This window comes from Carboxylicivirga sediminis (assembly GCF_018156225.1).
GTDB lineage: Bacteria > Bacteroidota > Bacteroidia > Bacteroidales > Marinilabiliaceae > Carboxylicivirga > Carboxylicivirga sediminis.
Genome location: NZ_JAGTAR010000046.1, coordinates 1 through 17,782, shown reverse-complemented (window position 1 = coordinate 17,782; position 17,782 = coordinate 1). Strand labels below are relative to the sequence as shown.

The 17,782-nt window shown below is 44.5% G+C and carries 11 protein-coding genes; 9 read left to right on the top strand and 2 right to left on the bottom strand.

Features of this window, described 5'->3' with window-relative positions:
* Window positions 1-3: 3 nt before the first annotated feature.
* From KDU71_RS20745 to KDU71_RS20720, 6 genes are all read left to right on the top strand, one after another.
* Window positions 4-2,322, top strand: a complete 2,319-nt coding sequence (locus KDU71_RS20745) for a glycoside hydrolase family 3 N-terminal domain-containing protein (RefSeq protein ID WP_212193033.1) — start codon at window positions 4-6, stop codon at window positions 2,320-2,322.
* Between the two features lie 47 nt (window positions 2,323-2,369).
* The gene (bglX, locus tag KDU71_RS20740) at window positions 2,370-4,700 is read left to right on the top strand and encodes a beta-glucosidase BglX (protein WP_244828630.1); all 2,331 of its coding nucleotides are present in this window, start codon (window positions 2,370-2,372) and stop codon (window positions 4,698-4,700) included.
* An 864-nt stretch (window positions 4,701-5,564) separates the two neighbouring features.
* The gene (locus KDU71_RS20735; RefSeq protein ID WP_212193032.1) at window positions 5,565-6,668 is read left to right on the top strand and encodes a DNA polymerase III subunit gamma/tau; all 1,104 of its coding nucleotides are present in this window, start codon (window positions 5,565-5,567) and stop codon (window positions 6,666-6,668) included.
* A 125-nt stretch (window positions 6,669-6,793) separates the two neighbouring features.
* Window positions 6,794-7,297: a hypothetical protein gene (locus KDU71_RS23080; RefSeq protein ID WP_244828629.1), complete on the top strand. Its 504-nt coding sequence runs from the start codon at window positions 6,794-6,796 to the stop codon at window positions 7,295-7,297.
* Between the two features lie 205 nt (window positions 7,298-7,502).
* A complete protein-coding gene (locus KDU71_RS20725) occupies window positions 7,503-9,731 on the top strand; it encodes an NADP-dependent isocitrate dehydrogenase (RefSeq protein WP_212193031.1) in 2,229 nt (742 codons plus the stop codon).
* Between the two features lie 104 nt (window positions 9,732-9,835).
* The gene (locus tag KDU71_RS20720) at window positions 9,836-10,306 is read left to right on the top strand and encodes a DUF4199 domain-containing protein (RefSeq protein ID WP_212193030.1); all 471 of its coding nucleotides are present in this window, start codon (window positions 9,836-9,838) and stop codon (window positions 10,304-10,306) included.
* Between the two features lie 1,767 nt (window positions 10,307-12,073).
* Here KDU71_RS20720 and KDU71_RS20715 read toward each other — a convergent pair.
* Entirely contained in the window at window positions 12,074-13,030 is a 957-nt protein-coding gene (locus tag KDU71_RS20715) for a metallophosphoesterase (RefSeq protein ID WP_212193029.1), read from the bottom strand.
* A 96-nt stretch (window positions 13,031-13,126) separates the two neighbouring features.
* Here KDU71_RS20715 and KDU71_RS20710 point away from each other — a divergent pair, with 96 nt between their 5' ends.
* Window positions 13,127-14,110 (top strand): N(4)-(beta-N-acetylglucosaminyl)-L-asparaginase, encoded by a 984-nt coding sequence (locus tag KDU71_RS20710; RefSeq protein WP_212193028.1) that lies wholly within the window; start codon window positions 13,127-13,129, stop codon window positions 14,108-14,110.
* An 82-nt stretch (window positions 14,111-14,192) separates the two neighbouring features.
* Here the strand turns inward: KDU71_RS20710 and KDU71_RS20705 are convergent, their stop codons facing one another.
* On the bottom strand, window positions 14,193-14,594 hold the full coding sequence (locus tag KDU71_RS20705) for a hypothetical protein (protein ID WP_212193027.1): 402 nt from the start codon (window positions 14,592-14,594) through the stop codon (window positions 14,193-14,195).
* Between the two features lie 176 nt (window positions 14,595-14,770).
* Here KDU71_RS20705 and KDU71_RS20700 point away from each other — a divergent pair, with 176 nt between their 5' ends.
* Entirely contained in the window at window positions 14,771-15,760 is a 990-nt protein-coding gene (locus KDU71_RS20700) for a Gfo/Idh/MocA family protein (protein WP_212193026.1), read from the top strand.
* 697 nt (window positions 15,761-16,457) lie between these two features.
* On the top strand, window positions 16,458-17,090 hold the full coding sequence (locus tag KDU71_RS20695) for a flavodoxin family protein (protein WP_212193025.1): 633 nt from the start codon (window positions 16,458-16,460) through the stop codon (window positions 17,088-17,090).
* The last annotated feature ends 692 nt before the right edge of the window (window positions 17,091-17,782 follow it).

Sequence of the window (17,782 nt, the reverse complement as noted above, 5' to 3'; positions counted from 1 at the left end):
ATTATGAAAGAAATCTTATTATACGCGTTGTTATTAATAGCTTGTAACTTCAGGTTGAAAGCTGAAGATAAACCTTTATATAAAGATGCTACCAGACCTGTTGAGGAACGAATTGCCGATTTGATTAATCGCATGACCTTAGAAGAAAAATTGCTGCAAATATCAGCAAGTGTTTTAAGGAAAAATGATATGGATTCTTTGGGACACTTTCACCCGCACGCCTCTCATCAGTCATTAATTCAAAAGGGTTTGGGACAATTAGGTAAACCTTGCGTGGCCTTTGATTTGGATGCCAGTCAAACTGCCAGAATCTCCAATGAAATACAGAGATATGTAATGGAGAATGGTCGATTAGGTATTCCCACTATTTTTCATGAAGAGGCATTGCATGGCTTATGGGCAAGAAATTCAACTGTTTATCCGCAGGCACTGGGTTTATCTTGTAGCTGGGAGCCTGAACTGGTAAAGGATATTTTCGAACAGGTTGCTTTAGAAACACGCAGCAGGGGCAGTCACCAGGTGAATACACCGATGCTTGATGTTTGTCGCGATCCGCGTTGGGGGCGTATTGAAGAATCCTATGGCGAGGATCCATACCTGATAGCTTGCTTCGCAAAGGCTATTGTTGAAGGACTGCAGGGAACGAAAAAAATTGTTGAGAGAAATGGCATTGATAGTGCGCATGTTATTGCCACAATCAAACATTTTGCCGGCTATGGGGTATCGGAGCGTGCCACAAATAAAGGAACGGTCAATTATGGTGAGAGAGCCATGAGAGAGGTGATTCTTCCTCCTTTTAAAGTAGCCGTTGAAGAGGCAGGTGCTTTGAGTGTTATGCCGGGCTATCATGCAGTTGATGGAGTGCCTAGCCACGCTAATCATTGGTTGTTGAATGAAATATTGCGCGAAGAGTGGCATTTTAAAGGCTATGTGGTGTCGGATTATGGTGGTATTGATGGTATTAAAAATGATCATCGCTTGGCCGCATCAACGGAGGAGGCGGCCGCTAAAGCACTACTGGCTGGTGTTGACCTCGAATTGGCTAGTCCCAATTGTTTTCGAAACCTTACCAACCTATGTGAGAGCAACCGTGAAATGGCAGTGGCTTTAGATACCGCTGTTGCAAGGGTTCTTAGGATGAAATTTAAACTTGGACTCTTTGAACATCCTTATGCCAATGAAGATCGGGCATCCCAGGTTTGTCATACAAAAGAGCAGCAGGCATTAGCCCTGAAAGCAGCTGAAAAATCAATTGTTTTGCTCAAAAATGAACATGAAACATTGCCTTTGGATAAGGCTAAAATTAAAACCTTGGCAGTTATTGGCCCTAATGCCAAAGTCTGTCGTTATGGTGGCTATTCGCATCGTGATGAAGCAAGAGGTATTTCCATTTATGATGGTTTAAAAAACAAACTTGGAAAGGAGCTTGAGATACTGTATGCCGAGGGGTGTAAAATCCACCAAAATCATGGTTATTGGTTGGATTTTAAAGTTGATAGTGTTGATCAAACTGAAGATATAGAACGTATTAAAGAGGCTGTTAAAGTCACCCAAGAGGCTGATATGGTAATATTGGCTTTAGGTGGTACGGCGATGACCTGTGGTGAATTTCTGGGATACCGCAGCTCCCTAGATTTATATGGCAATCAAAATCAATTGTTTGAGGCTGTCAAAGCAACAGGTAAGCCGGTGGTCGTATGCTTAATTAATGGCCGGCCTCTAACCATCAATGCAATTGATGAGTCAGCAGATGCCCTATTGGAATGTTGGTACCTGGGCGAAAAAACCGGGGAAGCCGTAGCTAATGTATTAGCAGGCGACGTTGTTCCCTCGGGCAAATTAACCGTTACTTTTCCGCGCAGTGTCGGCCATTTGCCACAATATTACAATGCACTGTTCAAACCAAAAAATGGGTATTTAGCAGTGAATAATTCGCCACTTTATCCTTTTGGTTACGGCCTTAGCTATACATCGTTTGCCTATTCAAACCTGACATTATCGAAGAGAGTTATATCAGCCGATGAGAGGTTAGAGGTCAGGGTACAGGTCAAAAATACAGGTAAATATGCTGCTGATGAAATTGTACAACTATACATTCAGGATGAAGTCAGCTCGGTGGTCAGACCACTAAAAGAACTCAAAAAGTTTAAAAAAATAAGCTTGCAACCAGGTGAAAGCAAATCTGTTACTTTTCATCTGTGCGTTGATGATCTGATGTTTTATAATGTCAGTAACCAATATGTTTGGGAGCCTGGAACTTTTAAGATTATGGTCGGGCCACATTCAGAGAAATGGCTCGACGTCTCTTTTTCTTTGGAATAAATATTAACTGAAGCATTTAAATAATACAACATAAACCAAAAGACAAAATGAAAAACAAAAAGCGAATGACCGTATTTAAATATACTGGTCTAATAGTGGGCTGTTTAATAGTGGTCAGCTGCCAGCAGCCAAAGAAACAAGTAATATGGCAAAGCTATAGCGGCGACCCTATCATTGAGCAAAAGGTGGACTCGGTATTGAGTCTGATGACCCTGGATGAGAAAATAGGCCAGATGAACCAGTATTCGGGGAATTTTGCCTCAACAGGTGCAGTCAGTGATAACCAGTCGGGCGAATACCTCAAAAGAGGTATGATTGGCAGTACATTCAATGTGTTTGGAGCCGATCACCTGCGCATGCTGCAGGAGCAAAATCTTAAATATTCGCGCCTGAAGATTCCGATGCTCTTTGCGGCTGATGTCATTCATGGCCTGGAGACAACTTTTCCGATTCCCCTGGCCGAAGCCTGCTCGTGGGACCTGGAACTAATGGAAGAAACAGCACGTGCAGCAGCCGAAGAGGCCACGGCCAGCGGCGTAGCCTGGAATTTTGCTCCCATGATTGATATTGCGCGTGATCCGCGTTGGGGCCGCGTGATGGAAGGTGCCGGTGAAGATGTGTTTTTGGCGTCGGCAGTGGCACGTGCCCGGGTGAGAGGTTTTCAAGGCATCAGTGATTACCGCGATCTATCGAAGCCCAATACCATGATGGCATGCGCCAAACACTTTGTTGGCTATGGGGCTGCCCAGGCTGGTCGAGATTATCACTCAGTGGATGTGTCTGAACGAAGCTTGTATGATACCTATTTTCCACCATTTGAGGCAGCCATCGATGAGGGTGTGACCTCTTTTATGACAGCGTTTAACGACTTAAATGGCGTGCCCTGTACAGCCAATAACTATTTATATAAGGATATTTTAAGAGAGGCATGGGGATTTAAAGGCATGGTAGTAACTGATTATACGGCCATTATGGAACTGATGCATCATGGTTTTGCCAGGGACTTAAAGCATGGCGCCCAGTTAAGTCTGGATGCGGGTATTGATATGGACATGATTAGCGAAGCCTTTGTAACGCATCTTAAAGAATTAGTGGAAGAAGGCAAAGTGAGTGAAAAACAGATTGATGTTGCTGTGTCACGCATTCTGGAGATGAAGTTCCTGCTGGGGCTGTTCGATGATCCTTATCGTTATTTTGATGCAGAAAGACAAAAACAGGTAGTGATGAGTGAAGCCAACCAATCATTGGCTCGTCAGGCTGCCCAACAATCCATCGTATTGCTTAAAAATGAAGGTAAGCTACTACCTCTTTCAACAGATCAAGCCTTAAAAGTGGCGCTGATAGGACCATTTGTAGATGAGCGTGCAAGCTTAAATGGCGAATGGGCTATCAAAGGTAACAGAAGTCGGTCAGTGACATTACGAGAGGGACTGGAGGCTAAATACAAGGGCACCGGGGTACAGTTTACCTACGCAAAAGGCACAGATTTACCATTACTCGATCGTTCCACCATGAAGGCGTCTAAAGACAATCAACCTGATGAGAGGGGATTTGCTGAAGCCATTAAGGTGGCAAAAGCCAGTGATATTATTCTGGTGGCCATGGGCGAGAACTTTCACTGGTCGGGAGAAGCAGCTTGTCGTACCGACATCACTTTACCAGGCAATCAGCGCGAGCTGCTTAAAGCCTTGAAGCAAACTGGTAAGCCCGTTGTATTGGTGCTGTTTAATGGCCGACCTTTAGACTTGTCATGGGAAGCAGAGAACCTGGATGCCATTGTAGAAGCCTGGTATCCGGGTTTAATGGCTGGCCATGCAGTGGCTGATGTGCTGTCGGGTGCGGTTTGTCCATCGGCCAAACTGGTAATGACTTTCCCGCGTAACGTGGGGCAGATTCCCATCTATTACAACGCCAAAAACACGGGGCGTCCCTTTGATGCCAAGGCACCATCCGACTATAAATCGTCCTATATTGATGTGGATAATACGCCACTTTTTCCATTTGGTCATGGTTTAAGTTATACCACCTTTGAATACACCAATATCATGCTCAATGCCGAAAGCTTTGAACAAGGGGAAGCCATTACATTAAAAGCGGATATAGTGAATAGCGGAGACTATGATGGGACCGAAATCGTGCAATTGTATATCCGCGACAGGGTAGCATCCATTACAAGGCCTGTAAAAGAACTTAAAGACTTCAGGAAGGTAGCATTGCGGAAAGGAGAAACAAAAACCATTGAGTTTACCATTGATGAAGCATTGCTCAGCTTCAGGGATCGTAACTTGAACTGGACAACCGAACCGGGTGAGTTTGATATCTGGTTGGGCACCAGCTCTAACGATGAAAGTAATCATTTTGTTATCAGCTTTAATTAAACCCGCTATATGCATTAGAACTTTTATACCTCGAAACTACTTCAAAACAAGTCGCTATGCTGGTTTGATTCAACAAGTCCTTGTTTTATTGTAGTTTCAAGGTTCATCACTAACTTCCAATGCATCATCCGGGTTTCTACTCCTTCAGTTCGACCTTAGTGATCTGTGCCTTGTCCTCAAGCCGGACGGGCTCCAACTTTTGCCTTCAGTTGCAAAAGTTGTCAAAAGGTCCGCTGACCACAGCACTCATTGACCCGCTAACACCTTGCACCGCATGAGATTTAAAGATGTACAGCTTCGTTAACAAATCTCATTTTGCTCTGCTTCACTGAGCGGGTACCCCAATGTCGTTGCTGATGTCAGATGGCAAATATATGCTCATCTTCCCCCTGGGGAAGTCCACGAAGTGGGATGGGGGGGTGAGTTAAAGGTTTTAGGCTATAGGTACTAGGTTTTAGGACGCTACACATTGCAGGCTGTAGGCCTGCCACATAAATAGCCCGGGGTAAGCGCAGCGACACCCCGGGATACATTAACCCAATGAAAAACCGGTGCAACCGGACATTAATAAATGCAGGAAAGTTATTTGCACCAGAACAGGCAGTTGTATTAAACGGAATTACCAAATATCCATACACAACCATATTCTGCACATTTTTTCATAGAATCTGATGTATCAATAAGTGCAAAGGCGATAATGCAAATAGCAGTAAGTCTTTGCACTTTTGTATGATAGATAGACTTGTTAATAACTTATCGTGTTTCTGATTGGGTAGGCCTTAAAGAAATTATATATTTGTCATCGTTTAAATTAAAGTCTCATGACTACTGTCTGCTGACTTTTAAACAACTGACTAAAAAATCATGGAATACATTGTTTCGGCTAGAAAATACAGACCGGCAACGTTTCGCTCGGTAGTAGGGCAGGGCAACATTACCACCACGCTAAAGAATGCCATTAAAAGCAATCATTTGGCGCATGCGTATCTGTTCTGTGGCTCGCGTGGTGTGGGTAAAACCACCTGTGCGCGTATTTTTGCCAAAACCATTAACTGTTCCAATATATCCGATGATTTTGAAGCTTGCAACGAGTGCGAATCCTGTCAGTCATTCAACGATAATCGCTCATACAATATCCATGAGCTGGATGCCGCCAGTAATAACTCGGTGGACGATATTCGGAGCTTAATTGACAAAGTACGCGTTCCACCTCAGTTAGGCAGCTATTCAGTTTATATCATCGACGAGGTGCATATGTTATCTCAGGCGGCCTTCAATGCGTTTTTGAAAACACTGGAAGAGCCTCCGCGTCATGCCATCTTTATTTTGGCAACCACTGAGAAGCACAAGATATTGCCAACCATACTGTCGCGCTGTCAGATTTTTGACTTCAACCGTATTACCATAGCCGACGCTGTAGGACACCTAAAATATGTGTCGGAAAGTGAAGGTGTGCAGGTGGAAGAGGAAGGACTGGCAGTTATCGCCCAAAAGGCCGATGGTGCCATGCGTGATGCCTTATCTATCTTTGATCAGATAGTGGCCTTCTCGGGTAAGGAAATCTCTTACCAGCAGGTGATTGATAACCTGAACGTGTTGGATTACGACTACTATTTCAGGCTGACGGATGCATTTTTGGCTGAAGACTACAAGAAAGGGCTGTTGACCTTCAACGAGATTTTACTCAAGGGATTCGATGCACAGCATTTTATGGCCGGTTTGAACAGCCATATGCGCGATTTGCTGATGTGCCGTGATGCATCAACTGCCAGTTTGTTAGAAGTTGGCCAGAATACCAGGGAAAAATATGTACAGCAGGCAGCCAACTGTTCTGTTGACTTTTTATACGAAGCATTAAAGATTATTAACGATAGTGAGCAGCAATACCGCGCCGCTAAAAACAAGCGTTTGCACATTGAATTTGCGCTCATACGTCTGGCCCGTATCGTTACCGAAAAAAAAAAGTAGAGCCGTCTGATGAAATACCCATCATCACGGTAGGTAAGGTGCAGCCTGCCCCCCAATCAACATCATCTCCCCGGCAGACAAGCGGCAGCAAAAGTGCAGCAAGACCCATTCCGCCACCTCCTGGCATGAACGGAGGAAGTGCAGGTGGTATTAAATCTGTATCGCTTAAAAACCTGGCGCAGAGAGTACAACAGCCAGTGATAGCTAAAAAAACTGATAAGAAAGAAGTTAAGCAAGAGGCGCCCATTGATCCTACATGGAATGAAGCCTTTAATCAGGATAGGCTCAATGAAGTCTGGCGGAAATTTACCCGTCAGTACGACAGCCAGCCGCGGATTCATACCATCTATAAGAATCATCCGCCTCAGTTGCTTCAGGATAATACTTTACTTATCAAATTGCGCAACAATACTCAGGAACATGAATTAAATAAGGAGCGTAGTACTATTCTTTCTTATTTACGACGACACCTGAAAAATGCCGGCATACGTCTCAATATTGAAATATCACTGGAAGAGGATAAAAATACACAAAAAGCCTTTACAGTAGCTGATAAGTACAAAGCAATGGCCGAAAAGAATCCGGCTTTGGCAATGTTTAGAAAGCAATTTAACCTCGATCTGGAATAAATAGAAGGTCGTCAACACCGGTTTAACTGATAAAATACCAGTTGAAGCATGAGATAAATCAGCTGGTAGTTTATTAAATACAGTAGATTTGTGTTAACAATAAACCTTTAATTGAAAATAGTAAAGTGGAATCCTTCGATAATAGCTAAACACATTGGCGGATGAAACGTTACTTAATGCATGATCCATTTAATAAGTAATTAAAATGAGAACACAGACCCCTAAGATCATTTACACCAAAACTGACGAAGCACCAGCTTTGGCTACCTACTCCTTATTGCCTATTGTAGAGGCCTATACTAAAACTGCAGGCGTTAAAGTTGAAACACGAGATATTTCATTGGCAGGACGTATCATCGCTAATTTTCCGGATTTTCTGACGGAAGAACAACGAATTGGTGATGCATTAGCTGAATTAGGTGAATTAGCAAAAACACCTGAAGCTAATATTATTAAACTGCCTAACATCAGTGCCTCCATACCGCAGATGCAAGCGGCTATTAAAGAGCTGCAAAGTAAGGGCTATGCATTGCCTGACTACCCCGAAGAGCCTCAGAATGCTGAAGAGGAAGCGATAAAGGCCCGCTATGACAAAGTGAAGGGTAGTGCAGTGAATCCGGTATTACGCGAAGGTAACTCCGACAGACGTGCGCCAAGGGCTGTTAAGAACTATGCCAAGAAAAATCCACATTCGATGGGTGCCTGGCGTGCCGATTCCAAATCCAATGTGATGAGCATGGCTGGTGGTGATTTCTTTGGCAGTGAGCAATCGGTAACCACTGAGAAAGCAGGTAATGTGCGCATCGAATTTACCGCTGAAAACGGAGAGGTAACTGTTCTGAAACCACAAGTGGCACTGCAGGATGGCGAGATTATTGATGCCTCAGTCATGAGTAAGAAAGCTTTACGCAGTTTCCTGGCAGAAGCCATTGAACGTGCCAAAAATGAGGATGTTCTGTTCTCTGTGCACCTGAAGGCGACCATGATGAAGGTGTCTGATCCGATTATTTTTGGTCAGGTGGTGGAAGTATTCTTCAAGGAAGTGTTTGAAAAGTATGGTTCAGTGTTTCAGGAACTGGGTATATCGGCCAACAATGGCCTGGGTGACTTACATGCTAAGCTGGCCAAATTACCAGCAGATCAACAAGCAGAGATTGAAGCGGCCATTAAGGCTTGTTTCGATAAACAACCTGCTCTGGCAATGGTGAACTCCGATAAGGGCATCACCAATCTGCATGTGCCTAGTGATGTGATTATTGATGCCTCTATGCCGGCAGCTATTCGCACATCAGGACAGATGTGGGGACCAGACGGGCAACCAAAAGATACGTTGTTTACCATTCCTGATCGTTCATATGCAGGCGTCTATCAGGCAACGATTGATTTCTGTAAGAAACATGGCGCTTTTGATCCGGCCACCATGGGCAGCGTTTCCAATGTGGGGCTGATGGCGCAGAAAGCCGAAGAATATGGTTCACACGATAAAACATTCCAGCTGCCTGCCAATGGTGTGGTGCGCGTCATTGATGAGGACGACAAGGTGTTAATGGAGCATCAGGTGGAGCAAGGTGATATCTGGCGTATGTGCCAGGTCAAAGATGCACCGATTCAGGATTGGGTGAAACTGGCTGTTAACAGGGCCAAAGCTACCGGTGTGCCGGCTGTTTTCTGGTTGAATGAGGAGCGTGCTCACGATAACCAGCTGATTAAAAAGGTGCATAAATATTTGCCAGACCATGATACAACCGGTTTGGAGATACACATTATGCCACCGGTGGATGCCACACAATTTTCATTGGACCGTATTATTAAAGGGGAAGATACCATTTCAGTGACCGGCAATGTGTTACGTGACTATCTGACTGACTTATTTCCGATTTTGGAGGTAGGCACCAGTGCCAAAATGCTGTCGATTGTGCCATTGATGAATGGTGGTGGTTTATTTGAGACCGGAGCAGGGGGATCAGCCCCTAAGCATGTGCAGCAGTTTGAGCAGGAAGGGCACTTGCGTTGGGATTCATTGGGTGAGTTTTTGGCCCTGGCTGTGTCATTGGAGCACTTGAGTAACACCAGCAATAATCCTAAGGCAAAAGTGTTGGCCGAAACACTGGATGAAGCGACCGGTTTACTGCTGGATAACCGCAAGTCACCCTCGCGTAAAGTGAATGAACTGGATAACCGTGGCAGTCATTTCTACCTGGCTATGTACTGGGCACAGGCATTGGCAGCACAGGATAAGGATACGGAACTAAAAGAACAGTTTACAGCCTTAGCCAAAGCACTGACTGAGAATGAATCAGCGATAGTGAATGAGCTGAATGCCGCACAGGGACAGGCAATGGATGTGGGTGGTTATTATGCACCTGTATTTGAGCTGGCAGCAAAAGCTATGCGCCCTAGCACTACGTTTAATAATCTTATCGAACAGCTATAAAAAGTTATATTATAGATAAACAAAGGCTCCGGGATATCTCGGGGCCTTTTTTGTGAACACACAGGGCAAAAAAACTGTTGAATAAACAAACTAAGGATATAATCATGAAGAAAATCGCTATTGAACTCAAGTGGGGTATCATCTTTTTTGCAGCTGTATTATTATGGGCTGTTTTTGAAAAATCCATCGGATTGCATGATGAACGCATTGATAAACATTACTTTCTGACTAACTTCTTTGCTGTGCCGGCCATCATTATCTATGTCTTGGCATTGCTCGATAAGCGTAAGTGGCTGGGTGGTAAAATGACCTGGTCGCAAGGCTTTCTCAGTGGCCTTATTATAGCAGTTATTGTTTCTTTACTAAGTCCGATTGGGCAATACCTGACGCATGAGTACCTGTCGCCCGACTATTTTGCCAATATCATTGAGTATTCGGTAAGTGAAGGAAAAGACCGTGAGCAAATGGAGGCCTTCTTTAATCTGGGTTCGTATATTAAAAAGAGCATGATTGGTGCCGTTATGATGGGTGCCATCACATCAGCCATTGTTGCCTTTTTTACAAAGAAAAGTTAGCCCATTAGCGACGCCTTCGGCTTTAGTAAAATAGCACATCAGCAACGCTGCGCTTTTTGCGCATTAGCAGGTACTTCGGCTTGTAGCTGGTTTGTACCTTAGTAAAATGGTCGTTCAGCTTAATGGTCTATAATAAATCCACATATATGGGCATCTTACCCTTGGGGAAGTCCGCGCAGCGGGATGGGGGATTGGCAGTGCATTCAACCTTTTAGGCTGAAAAATTTTACCGCAGAGTGATATGAGGAAACAGAGATTGACTTTTATATTTTTAGTAGCTGCACATAGCAGGCTGTAGGCCTGCTACAATAATAACCCCGGGTAAACGCAGTGCCACCCGGGGATACGCTAATCTAATCAAAAACCGGTGCAACCGAGCATTAATAAAAGTAGGAGGTAACTTGCACCGGAATAGCCCTGACTCTAAGAATTAAAACAAATTACCGCAGAGAGAAAGGAGCAAACAGAGATTGACTTATTTTAGAAACTGCGAATAGCCCTGGGTAAGCGCAGCGATACCCCAGCCAACCAAAAACCGGTGCAAGCGTGCATTAAATAATGTAAGAGGTAATTTGCACCGGATTAACCAGCTATTTAATGCCCCCTCAACCAGCTCAGAAGAAAGTTCTCCTGGACGTGGCTCAATTAACAGCTCATAAGGTTTTATGAAAGATGCACATAGCAGGCAGTAGGTCTGCTACAATAATAACCCTGGGTAAACGTAGTGTTACCCGGGGATACGCCAATCTAATCAAAAACCGGTGCAACCGCGCATTAAATAATGTAGGATGGTATATGCACCGGAATAGCCAGTCATTTTTTATGCCCCTTCATCCGGCTTAGGCGGAAGTGATATATATGCTTTCATTCCCCCATCGGCTTACAGCCACTTCCCCGAGGGGAAGATGTTTTACTGCATTGTTTTTAATATACCCGCCTGCCTCGGATATGTCTTTGTCCTCAAGCCGGACCAATGTCATTAAGTTAGGAGTCTCCCTCACACTTACCCTTTGCTTCCCTAAAGGGAACAGCTTGCGGGGTAAGCCCCTTTAGGGGTTTGGGGTAGTATCTGGAAGTGTTTAACGGCACGAAAAACCCTTAACTTAATGACATTGTCAAGCCGGACCGGCTTATACTATTCTTGCCTTGATGCAAGAAAGTATACAAAGAAAATCAAGACTACAGCACTCGTCTACCCACTAACATTTCATTACAGAGAAGATTTAAAGATTTACATTTCATGCTCCAAATCTTCCTTTCTTTCACTCAATGAGTGGGTCCCAGACTGCGTTGCCGAGGTCAGGGCTCCAGTATCTGAATTGCTTCATGACGAAGTTCTAAAGATTTATTTCTTCAGTAGTTTCTGAAAACTGCAAATAGGAGGCCGTAGGCCTGCCACAATAATAGCCCGGGGTAAGCGTAGCGACACCCCGGGACACATCACGCCAACCAAAAACCGGTGCAACCGTGTGTTAAATAATGTAGGATGATATTTGCACCGGACTAGCTGTCATATTTTTATGCCCCTTCATCCGGCTTAGGCTGAAGCTCCCCCAGGGATGCATTCGACATTGATATTTAAGGGGAGATGAGCACGAAGTACTTTTGTATATGAGTGAGTAAGCAACGCTTCGCTTTAGCAGATTAGCGCATTAGCAAATGCCTCACAAAAATTGGCTATTCCGCTAAAAGGCGCCAGCCGCTCTAATTTGCTATTAAGGGCAACGCCCGTTCTAACGAGCTACTAAGGCCGTCAGGCCGTTCTAATCATCTTTTCACAAATACAAAATTTGATTCGTCTAAGGCTTTTTCGCCGCTATAGCGATAGGCCGCCAATCGGCCGGAGCCGGTTACGCAGGCATCCACACAACACACATTATTGGTTGGTATCATCGGTCCACGCCCCATGCAATAGTGCCCTATAAATACAATGGGTGCATTCTCAGGATAGACTTCATACTCATCAATGATTTCAGTGGGTATGGTATAATCCGGCAGTTCAAATTTATTCCCGTAGCTGAGCGTCTTAAAGGTTTTGCCTTTGGGTATCATCCACCATTTCACCCTGAAATTGTCACGTTTGATATTCTGTTCATCTTTAATGATGAGATCCTTTGGCATGGATAACTCAATGCCTTTGATGGTTTCAAAAAAGGCTTTGCTGAGATCATCGGCATCATTTAGCAAATGTTTAAGCATCCCTTTCTTAATTCGTCCATCGGTATACAAACCCTCCAGCTGCCTGATATGGGCGTCATTCCAGTAGGCATGCACCACCCTGATGCCATTTAAACAAAGGTGCAGGGGTAAGCTGCGCAGCCATTTGATATCCCGCTTAAGTGCCTCTTTATTGCCATTGTATTCGCGGGCAAATTTATAGAGTAATTTGCTATTGTTATTACCTGGTATGCGCAATGGTTCTCCCTCATCATCTTTCGTGAAGTACAGGATGGCATTCACCTCATGATTACCCAGAATTGCCAGTGCCGTTCCTGCATTAACCATGTCACGAATGATTTGAATAACACCTTTACTATTTGGTCCTCTGTTGATGAAATCCCCAACAAACACCGCTACCCGGTAGGCATGTGACCAAACACCGTTCACCAGGGTATAGTCCATTTGCAACAGTAGTTTTTGTAATTGGATATGATGTCCGTGAACATCGCCAATTATGTCGTAAAAATGTTCATCTTGGTGTGCTTCGTTATGTCTGGCGGTCATTCTAACCCTATTTTCCTTACATTTGAAATTGATGGTTTAAAAATAGACAATTTTGAAATTCATCAATCAATTATTATTAAAACAAACGCATATAATATGAGTTCACGTCGAAAATTTATCAAACAAAGTGGATTGGCATCACTTGGATTATTAGCTGCAGGCAGTCAATCCGGCCAGGCCGCTGTGCGCAAAATAAAAGCCGGTAAGATAACTAAACCATTGGCTATATCCACCTGGAAAAACGGGATGCAGGCCAATGTGGCCGGGTGGGAAGTCCTTAAAAATGGCGGGCGCGCCCTGGATGCAGTTGAGCAAGGCGTAATGGTAGTTGAAGCCGACCCGAACGATATGAGCGTGGGCTACGGTGGACGTCCCGATCGCGATGGTATTGTTACACTTGATGCCTGCATCATGGATGAAACGGGTAACGCGGGCTCGGTATGTGCACTGGAGAATATAAAACATCCTATATCGGTGGCACGTCGTGTGATGGAGAAAACACCTCATGTGATGCTGGCTGGGGCAGGCGCCTTGCAGTTTGCCAAAGAAGAGGGCTTTGCTGAAGAAATTCTGTTGACCGAGAAAGCCCGAAAGGAATGGCAGGAGTGGCGAAAAACATCCGATTACAAGCCGGTTATTAATATTGAAAACCACGATACCATCGGCATGCTGGCTCTGGACCAGAAAGGGGATATATCGGGAGCATGTACCACCAGCGGTTTGGCCTATAAAATGCATGGACGGGTGGGTGACAGCCCGATTATTGGTGCCGGTATGTACTGTGATAATGAAATAGGTGGTGCCGTTGCAACCGGCATGGGTGAGCTGGTGATGAAAACGCTCGGGTCATTCCTCGTGGTGGAATTAATGAACCAGGGCCTGAGCCCCCAAAAGGCGGTTGAAGAGGCCATAGCCCGTATTGTTAAGAAAATACCAGGTTATCAGGATTTTCAGATTGGTTACCTGGCTATTAACAAAGCCGGTGAGGTAGGTGCCTACAGCCTGCACAAAGGCTTTAACTACGCGCTTTATGCCAATGATAACAATCAATTAATAGATTCGGATTACTACCTGAAATAAACTTATTGTAACAAGGATTAAAGAGGGATCGCATCTTTTTTGCCATTGTGTGCTTAAAGATGCGATTTATTCAGAACTGAGGTCAGGGAGAGAGGGAGGCCACATAATGAACTTTTTTCAACCCCACTCGAAACAGGGTTTCGAAATATTGAAAGCCAGTGATAGGAATGAATGTTACAGAATGGCGGCCTTTGAAAAAGGGAAAGCCTGGCGTAACAGATTCATGCCGGTGCGAAGCAATCACCTCTTTCAATAAGGTTTTTACATCCTTTTTTAAAAAAGGATGTGCCTGCCCGGCATAAGGGCACAAAGCTTTTTTCTCGGACAGCCACAGGGGCGACCATTTTGACAAGGGACAAGTCAACACTAGCGCAGATTTGTAATCTGTGTTATGTAAGAAAATAGGTTGCCAGATGTTGTAGGTAGTTAGCAGGTGTACGGATTGAAAATCCTCGCCAGCATTGGGATTGATGTAATGAACCACAGTGGAGGCTTAAGTTAGGATAGTAAGTCATAAAATAATCATCTAAGGATCGCATCTTTATAGCCATTGTGTACTTAAAGATGCGATCCTTCTTCGCAGTGAATACTCTTTCTCGCTCTCTAACCATGCAATTTTTTCCGGAAAACCTTATCTTAACACGATTCAACTTGGAAATTATGCTCAAACAAATCAACTGGGGAATCATCGGCTGTGGCAATGTGACCGAAGTCAAGAGTGGACCCGCATTCAATAAGGTGGAAGGAAGTGCTTTGCAGATGGTCATGCGAAGGGATGCTGATAAAGCTAAATCATATGCTCATCGCCATGAGGTGCCACAATGGACCAATGTAGCGGATGAGCTGATTAACCATCCGGATATCAACGCTATATATATAGCTACACCACCTGGCTCACATGCCGAGTATGCCATAAAAGCCATGGAAGCCGGTAAAGCGGTATATGTTGAGAAACCCATGGCCGCCACTTATAAGCAGGCGTTGGCCATGCTCGAAACCAGTCGTTCAACGGGTGTGCCTTTATTCGTGGCTTATTACCGGCGTACCCTGCCCGGTTTTCTGAAGGTCAAGGAACTAATCGATAGTGGTGAGATTGGTCAGACATTATATGTTAATATGCGCTTGATTAGGGCCGCAAGACCATATGAGAAGGAGGCCCGTCAGGATATCTGGCGACTACAGGCTGAACATTCAGGAGGTGGGATTTTTTATGATCTGGCATCCCATCAGCTTGATTTTCTGGATTTTCTCTTCGGACCCATCAAAACGGTATTTGGTGTGGCAGCTAATCGCGGAGGTTACTATGAGGTAGAAGATACCGTCAGTGCCTCAATGCAGTTTAAAAACGGTGTGGTGGGTAATGGTATCTGGTCATTTGTAACGCACGAAAATGCCCAGGAAGATATAATCGAAGTGGTGGGCACAACTGGTAAAATACAGCTCTCGGGCTTTGAACACACCCCCATCATTCTTTATAAAGATGGTGAAGTGATAGAATACCCATACCTGAATCCCGAGAATATACAGTATAACCTCATTAAACAGGTGGTGGAGACCTTGCAGGGTATTGGACAATGTGTCAGTACAGGTGAAACAGCCATACGAACCAATAAGGTGATGCAGAAGATTGTCAAGGATTTTTATGAGTAGGCACGCTGCACAATAGTATATTAACGACGCCTTCGGCTATAGCAAAGAAAGCGGGATAGCAGAGCGCTCTCTAAGGCTTAAAATTTTACCGCAGAGTTATACCAGTTCATTTTAATATTTAAATCGTATAAAAGGAGGAAACAGAGATTGAGTTTATTAATAAGTTGCACATAGCAGGCTGTAGGCCTGCCACAATAATAACCCAAGGTAAGCGAAGCGCCACCCCGGGTTACGCTAACCCAATCAAAAACCGGTGCAACTGAAAATTAATAACACGTAGGATGTAATTTGCACCGGAATAGCACTGATTCTAAGGATTAAAAAATTTTACCGCAGAGTGAAAGGAGGAAACAGAGATTGACTTTTTTTAGTAGCTGCGAATAGCAGGCTGCAGGCCTGCCACAATAATTACCCATGTTAAGCGAAGCGCCACCCCGGGTTACGCTAACCCAATCAAAAACCGGTGCAAGCAGAAATTAATTAGAACGCTATGTAATTTGCACCGGAATGGATACTGAAGTTTGCCAGCTTGCCTCTACATGAACAAGACGCTTGTTAAGTTGCAATCCTAAGTTACATGTCAATGCTTTCGGCTTTGGCAAATGTGCTATTCTAAAAAAGGCCGTCAGGCCGCTCTAATATGCTAAACAGCTAATGAGCTAAATAAACAATGTAAATCACTATAAAATGATCAATTATGAAAGTACTGGCCATTAACGGAAGTCCTCATAAAAAAGGTAATACCTACCTGGCTTTAACGATTGTATGCGAGCAATTGAATAAAGAGGGTATCGAAACGGAGATCATCGCTATTGGACATAAGAAAATACAAGGCTGTACGGCCTGTAACGCTTGTGCAAAAAGCCTTGATGAGCGTTGCATCATCGATGATGGCGTGAATGAATTGATTCAGCAAATGAAAGCGGCTGATGGCATTCTGTTTGGGGCTCCGGTGCATTATGCCGATATTGGTGGTACCATGAAGGCCTTTCTGGACCGGGCTTTTTATGTGGCTGGCGTCAATCAACGTTTGTTCAGGCACAAGGTAGCCGCAGGTATGGTGGCTGTGCGCCGTACAGGTGGTATGCCAGCTATTAACACCATCAATAACTATCTGCAATACAGCGAAATGTTTATCCCTGCTTCCAACTACTGGAATGTAATTCACGGACTTAAACCTGGCGACGCCCTTAAGGATGAAGAAGGTGTGCAGATTGCCCGTATACTGGGTAAGAACATGGCATGGCTGCTAAAGGCTGTCCATACACATAAGCAAACAGAGGCCTTGCCCGAAGTAGAGGAGAAGACTTATATGCATTTTATACGGTAGCAGCGCTGCGCTGTAGCTCTTTAGCGATACCTTTGGCTATAGCATGTTAGCAGCGCCTTCGGCTTGTAGCTGTTAAGCACGTTAGTAAAATGGTACTTTAGCTTAGTGGTCTAAAATAATTACACAAATGTGGTCATCTTCCCCATGGGGAAGTCCGCGAAGCGGGATGGGGGTATTGGGTTATAGATTTTAGGCTATAGGTGTTAGGGAATAGGACGCTGTACTGTAGCTAGAGAGCTCGTTAGCAGCGGTGGAGTGATGTCTTCAGTAGTTTCTGAAAATTGCAAATTGCAGGCTGCAGGCCTGCCACAATAATAACCCGGGGTAAGCGTAGCGACACCCCGGGACACGTCAACCCAATCAAAAACCGGTGCAACCGGGCATTAATAAATGAAGGATGTAATTTGCACCGAAATAGCCAGTTATATTTTATGCCTCCTCAGTCCGACATTAGTGCCCAGTGTTTAGTGCACTTGTTGTGACGGTTGGTCATCTTCCCCTTGGGGAAGTCCGCGTAGCGGGATGGGGGGATGGGGGGATTGGGTTATAGGCTATAGGTGTTAGGGCTTAGGGAATAGGACGCTGTGCAGTCGCAAGAGAGCTCGTTAGCAGCGGTGGAGTGATGTCTTCAGTAGGTTCAGAAAACTGCAACTTGCAGGCTGTAGGCCTGCCACAATAATAACCCGGGGTAA

Bases quoted from the DNA above. Each gene is read 5' to 3' on its own strand.
- KDU71_RS20710 (WP_212193028.1), top strand. From the start codon at position 13,127: ATGAGTTCACGTCGAAAATTTATCAAACAAAGTGGATTGGCATCACTT.
- KDU71_RS20715 (WP_212193029.1), bottom strand. From the start codon at position 13,030: ATGACCGCCAGACATAACGAAGCACACCAAGATGAACATTTTTACGAC.
- KDU71_RS20745 (WP_212193033.1), top strand. From the start codon at position 4: ATGAAAGAAATCTTATTATACGCGTTGTTATTAATAGCTTGTAACTTC.
- KDU71_RS20720 (WP_212193030.1), top strand. From the start codon at position 9,836: ATGAAGAAAATCGCTATTGAACTCAAGTGGGGTATCATCTTTTTTGCA.
- bglX (WP_244828630.1), top strand. From the start codon at position 2,370: ATGAAAAACAAAAAGCGAATGACCGTATTTAAATATACTGGTCTAATA.
- KDU71_RS20700 (WP_212193026.1), top strand. From the start codon at position 14,771: ATGCTCAAACAAATCAACTGGGGAATCATCGGCTGTGGCAATGTGACC.
- KDU71_RS23080 (WP_244828629.1), top strand. From the start codon at position 6,794: ATGAACGGAGGAAGTGCAGGTGGTATTAAATCTGTATCGCTTAAAAAC.
- KDU71_RS20725 (WP_212193031.1), top strand. From the start codon at position 7,503: ATGAGAACACAGACCCCTAAGATCATTTACACCAAAACTGACGAAGCA.
- KDU71_RS20695 (WP_212193025.1), top strand. From the start codon at position 16,458: ATGAAAGTACTGGCCATTAACGGAAGTCCTCATAAAAAAGGTAATACC.
- KDU71_RS20735 (WP_212193032.1), top strand. From the start codon at position 5,565: ATGGAATACATTGTTTCGGCTAGAAAATACAGACCGGCAACGTTTCGC.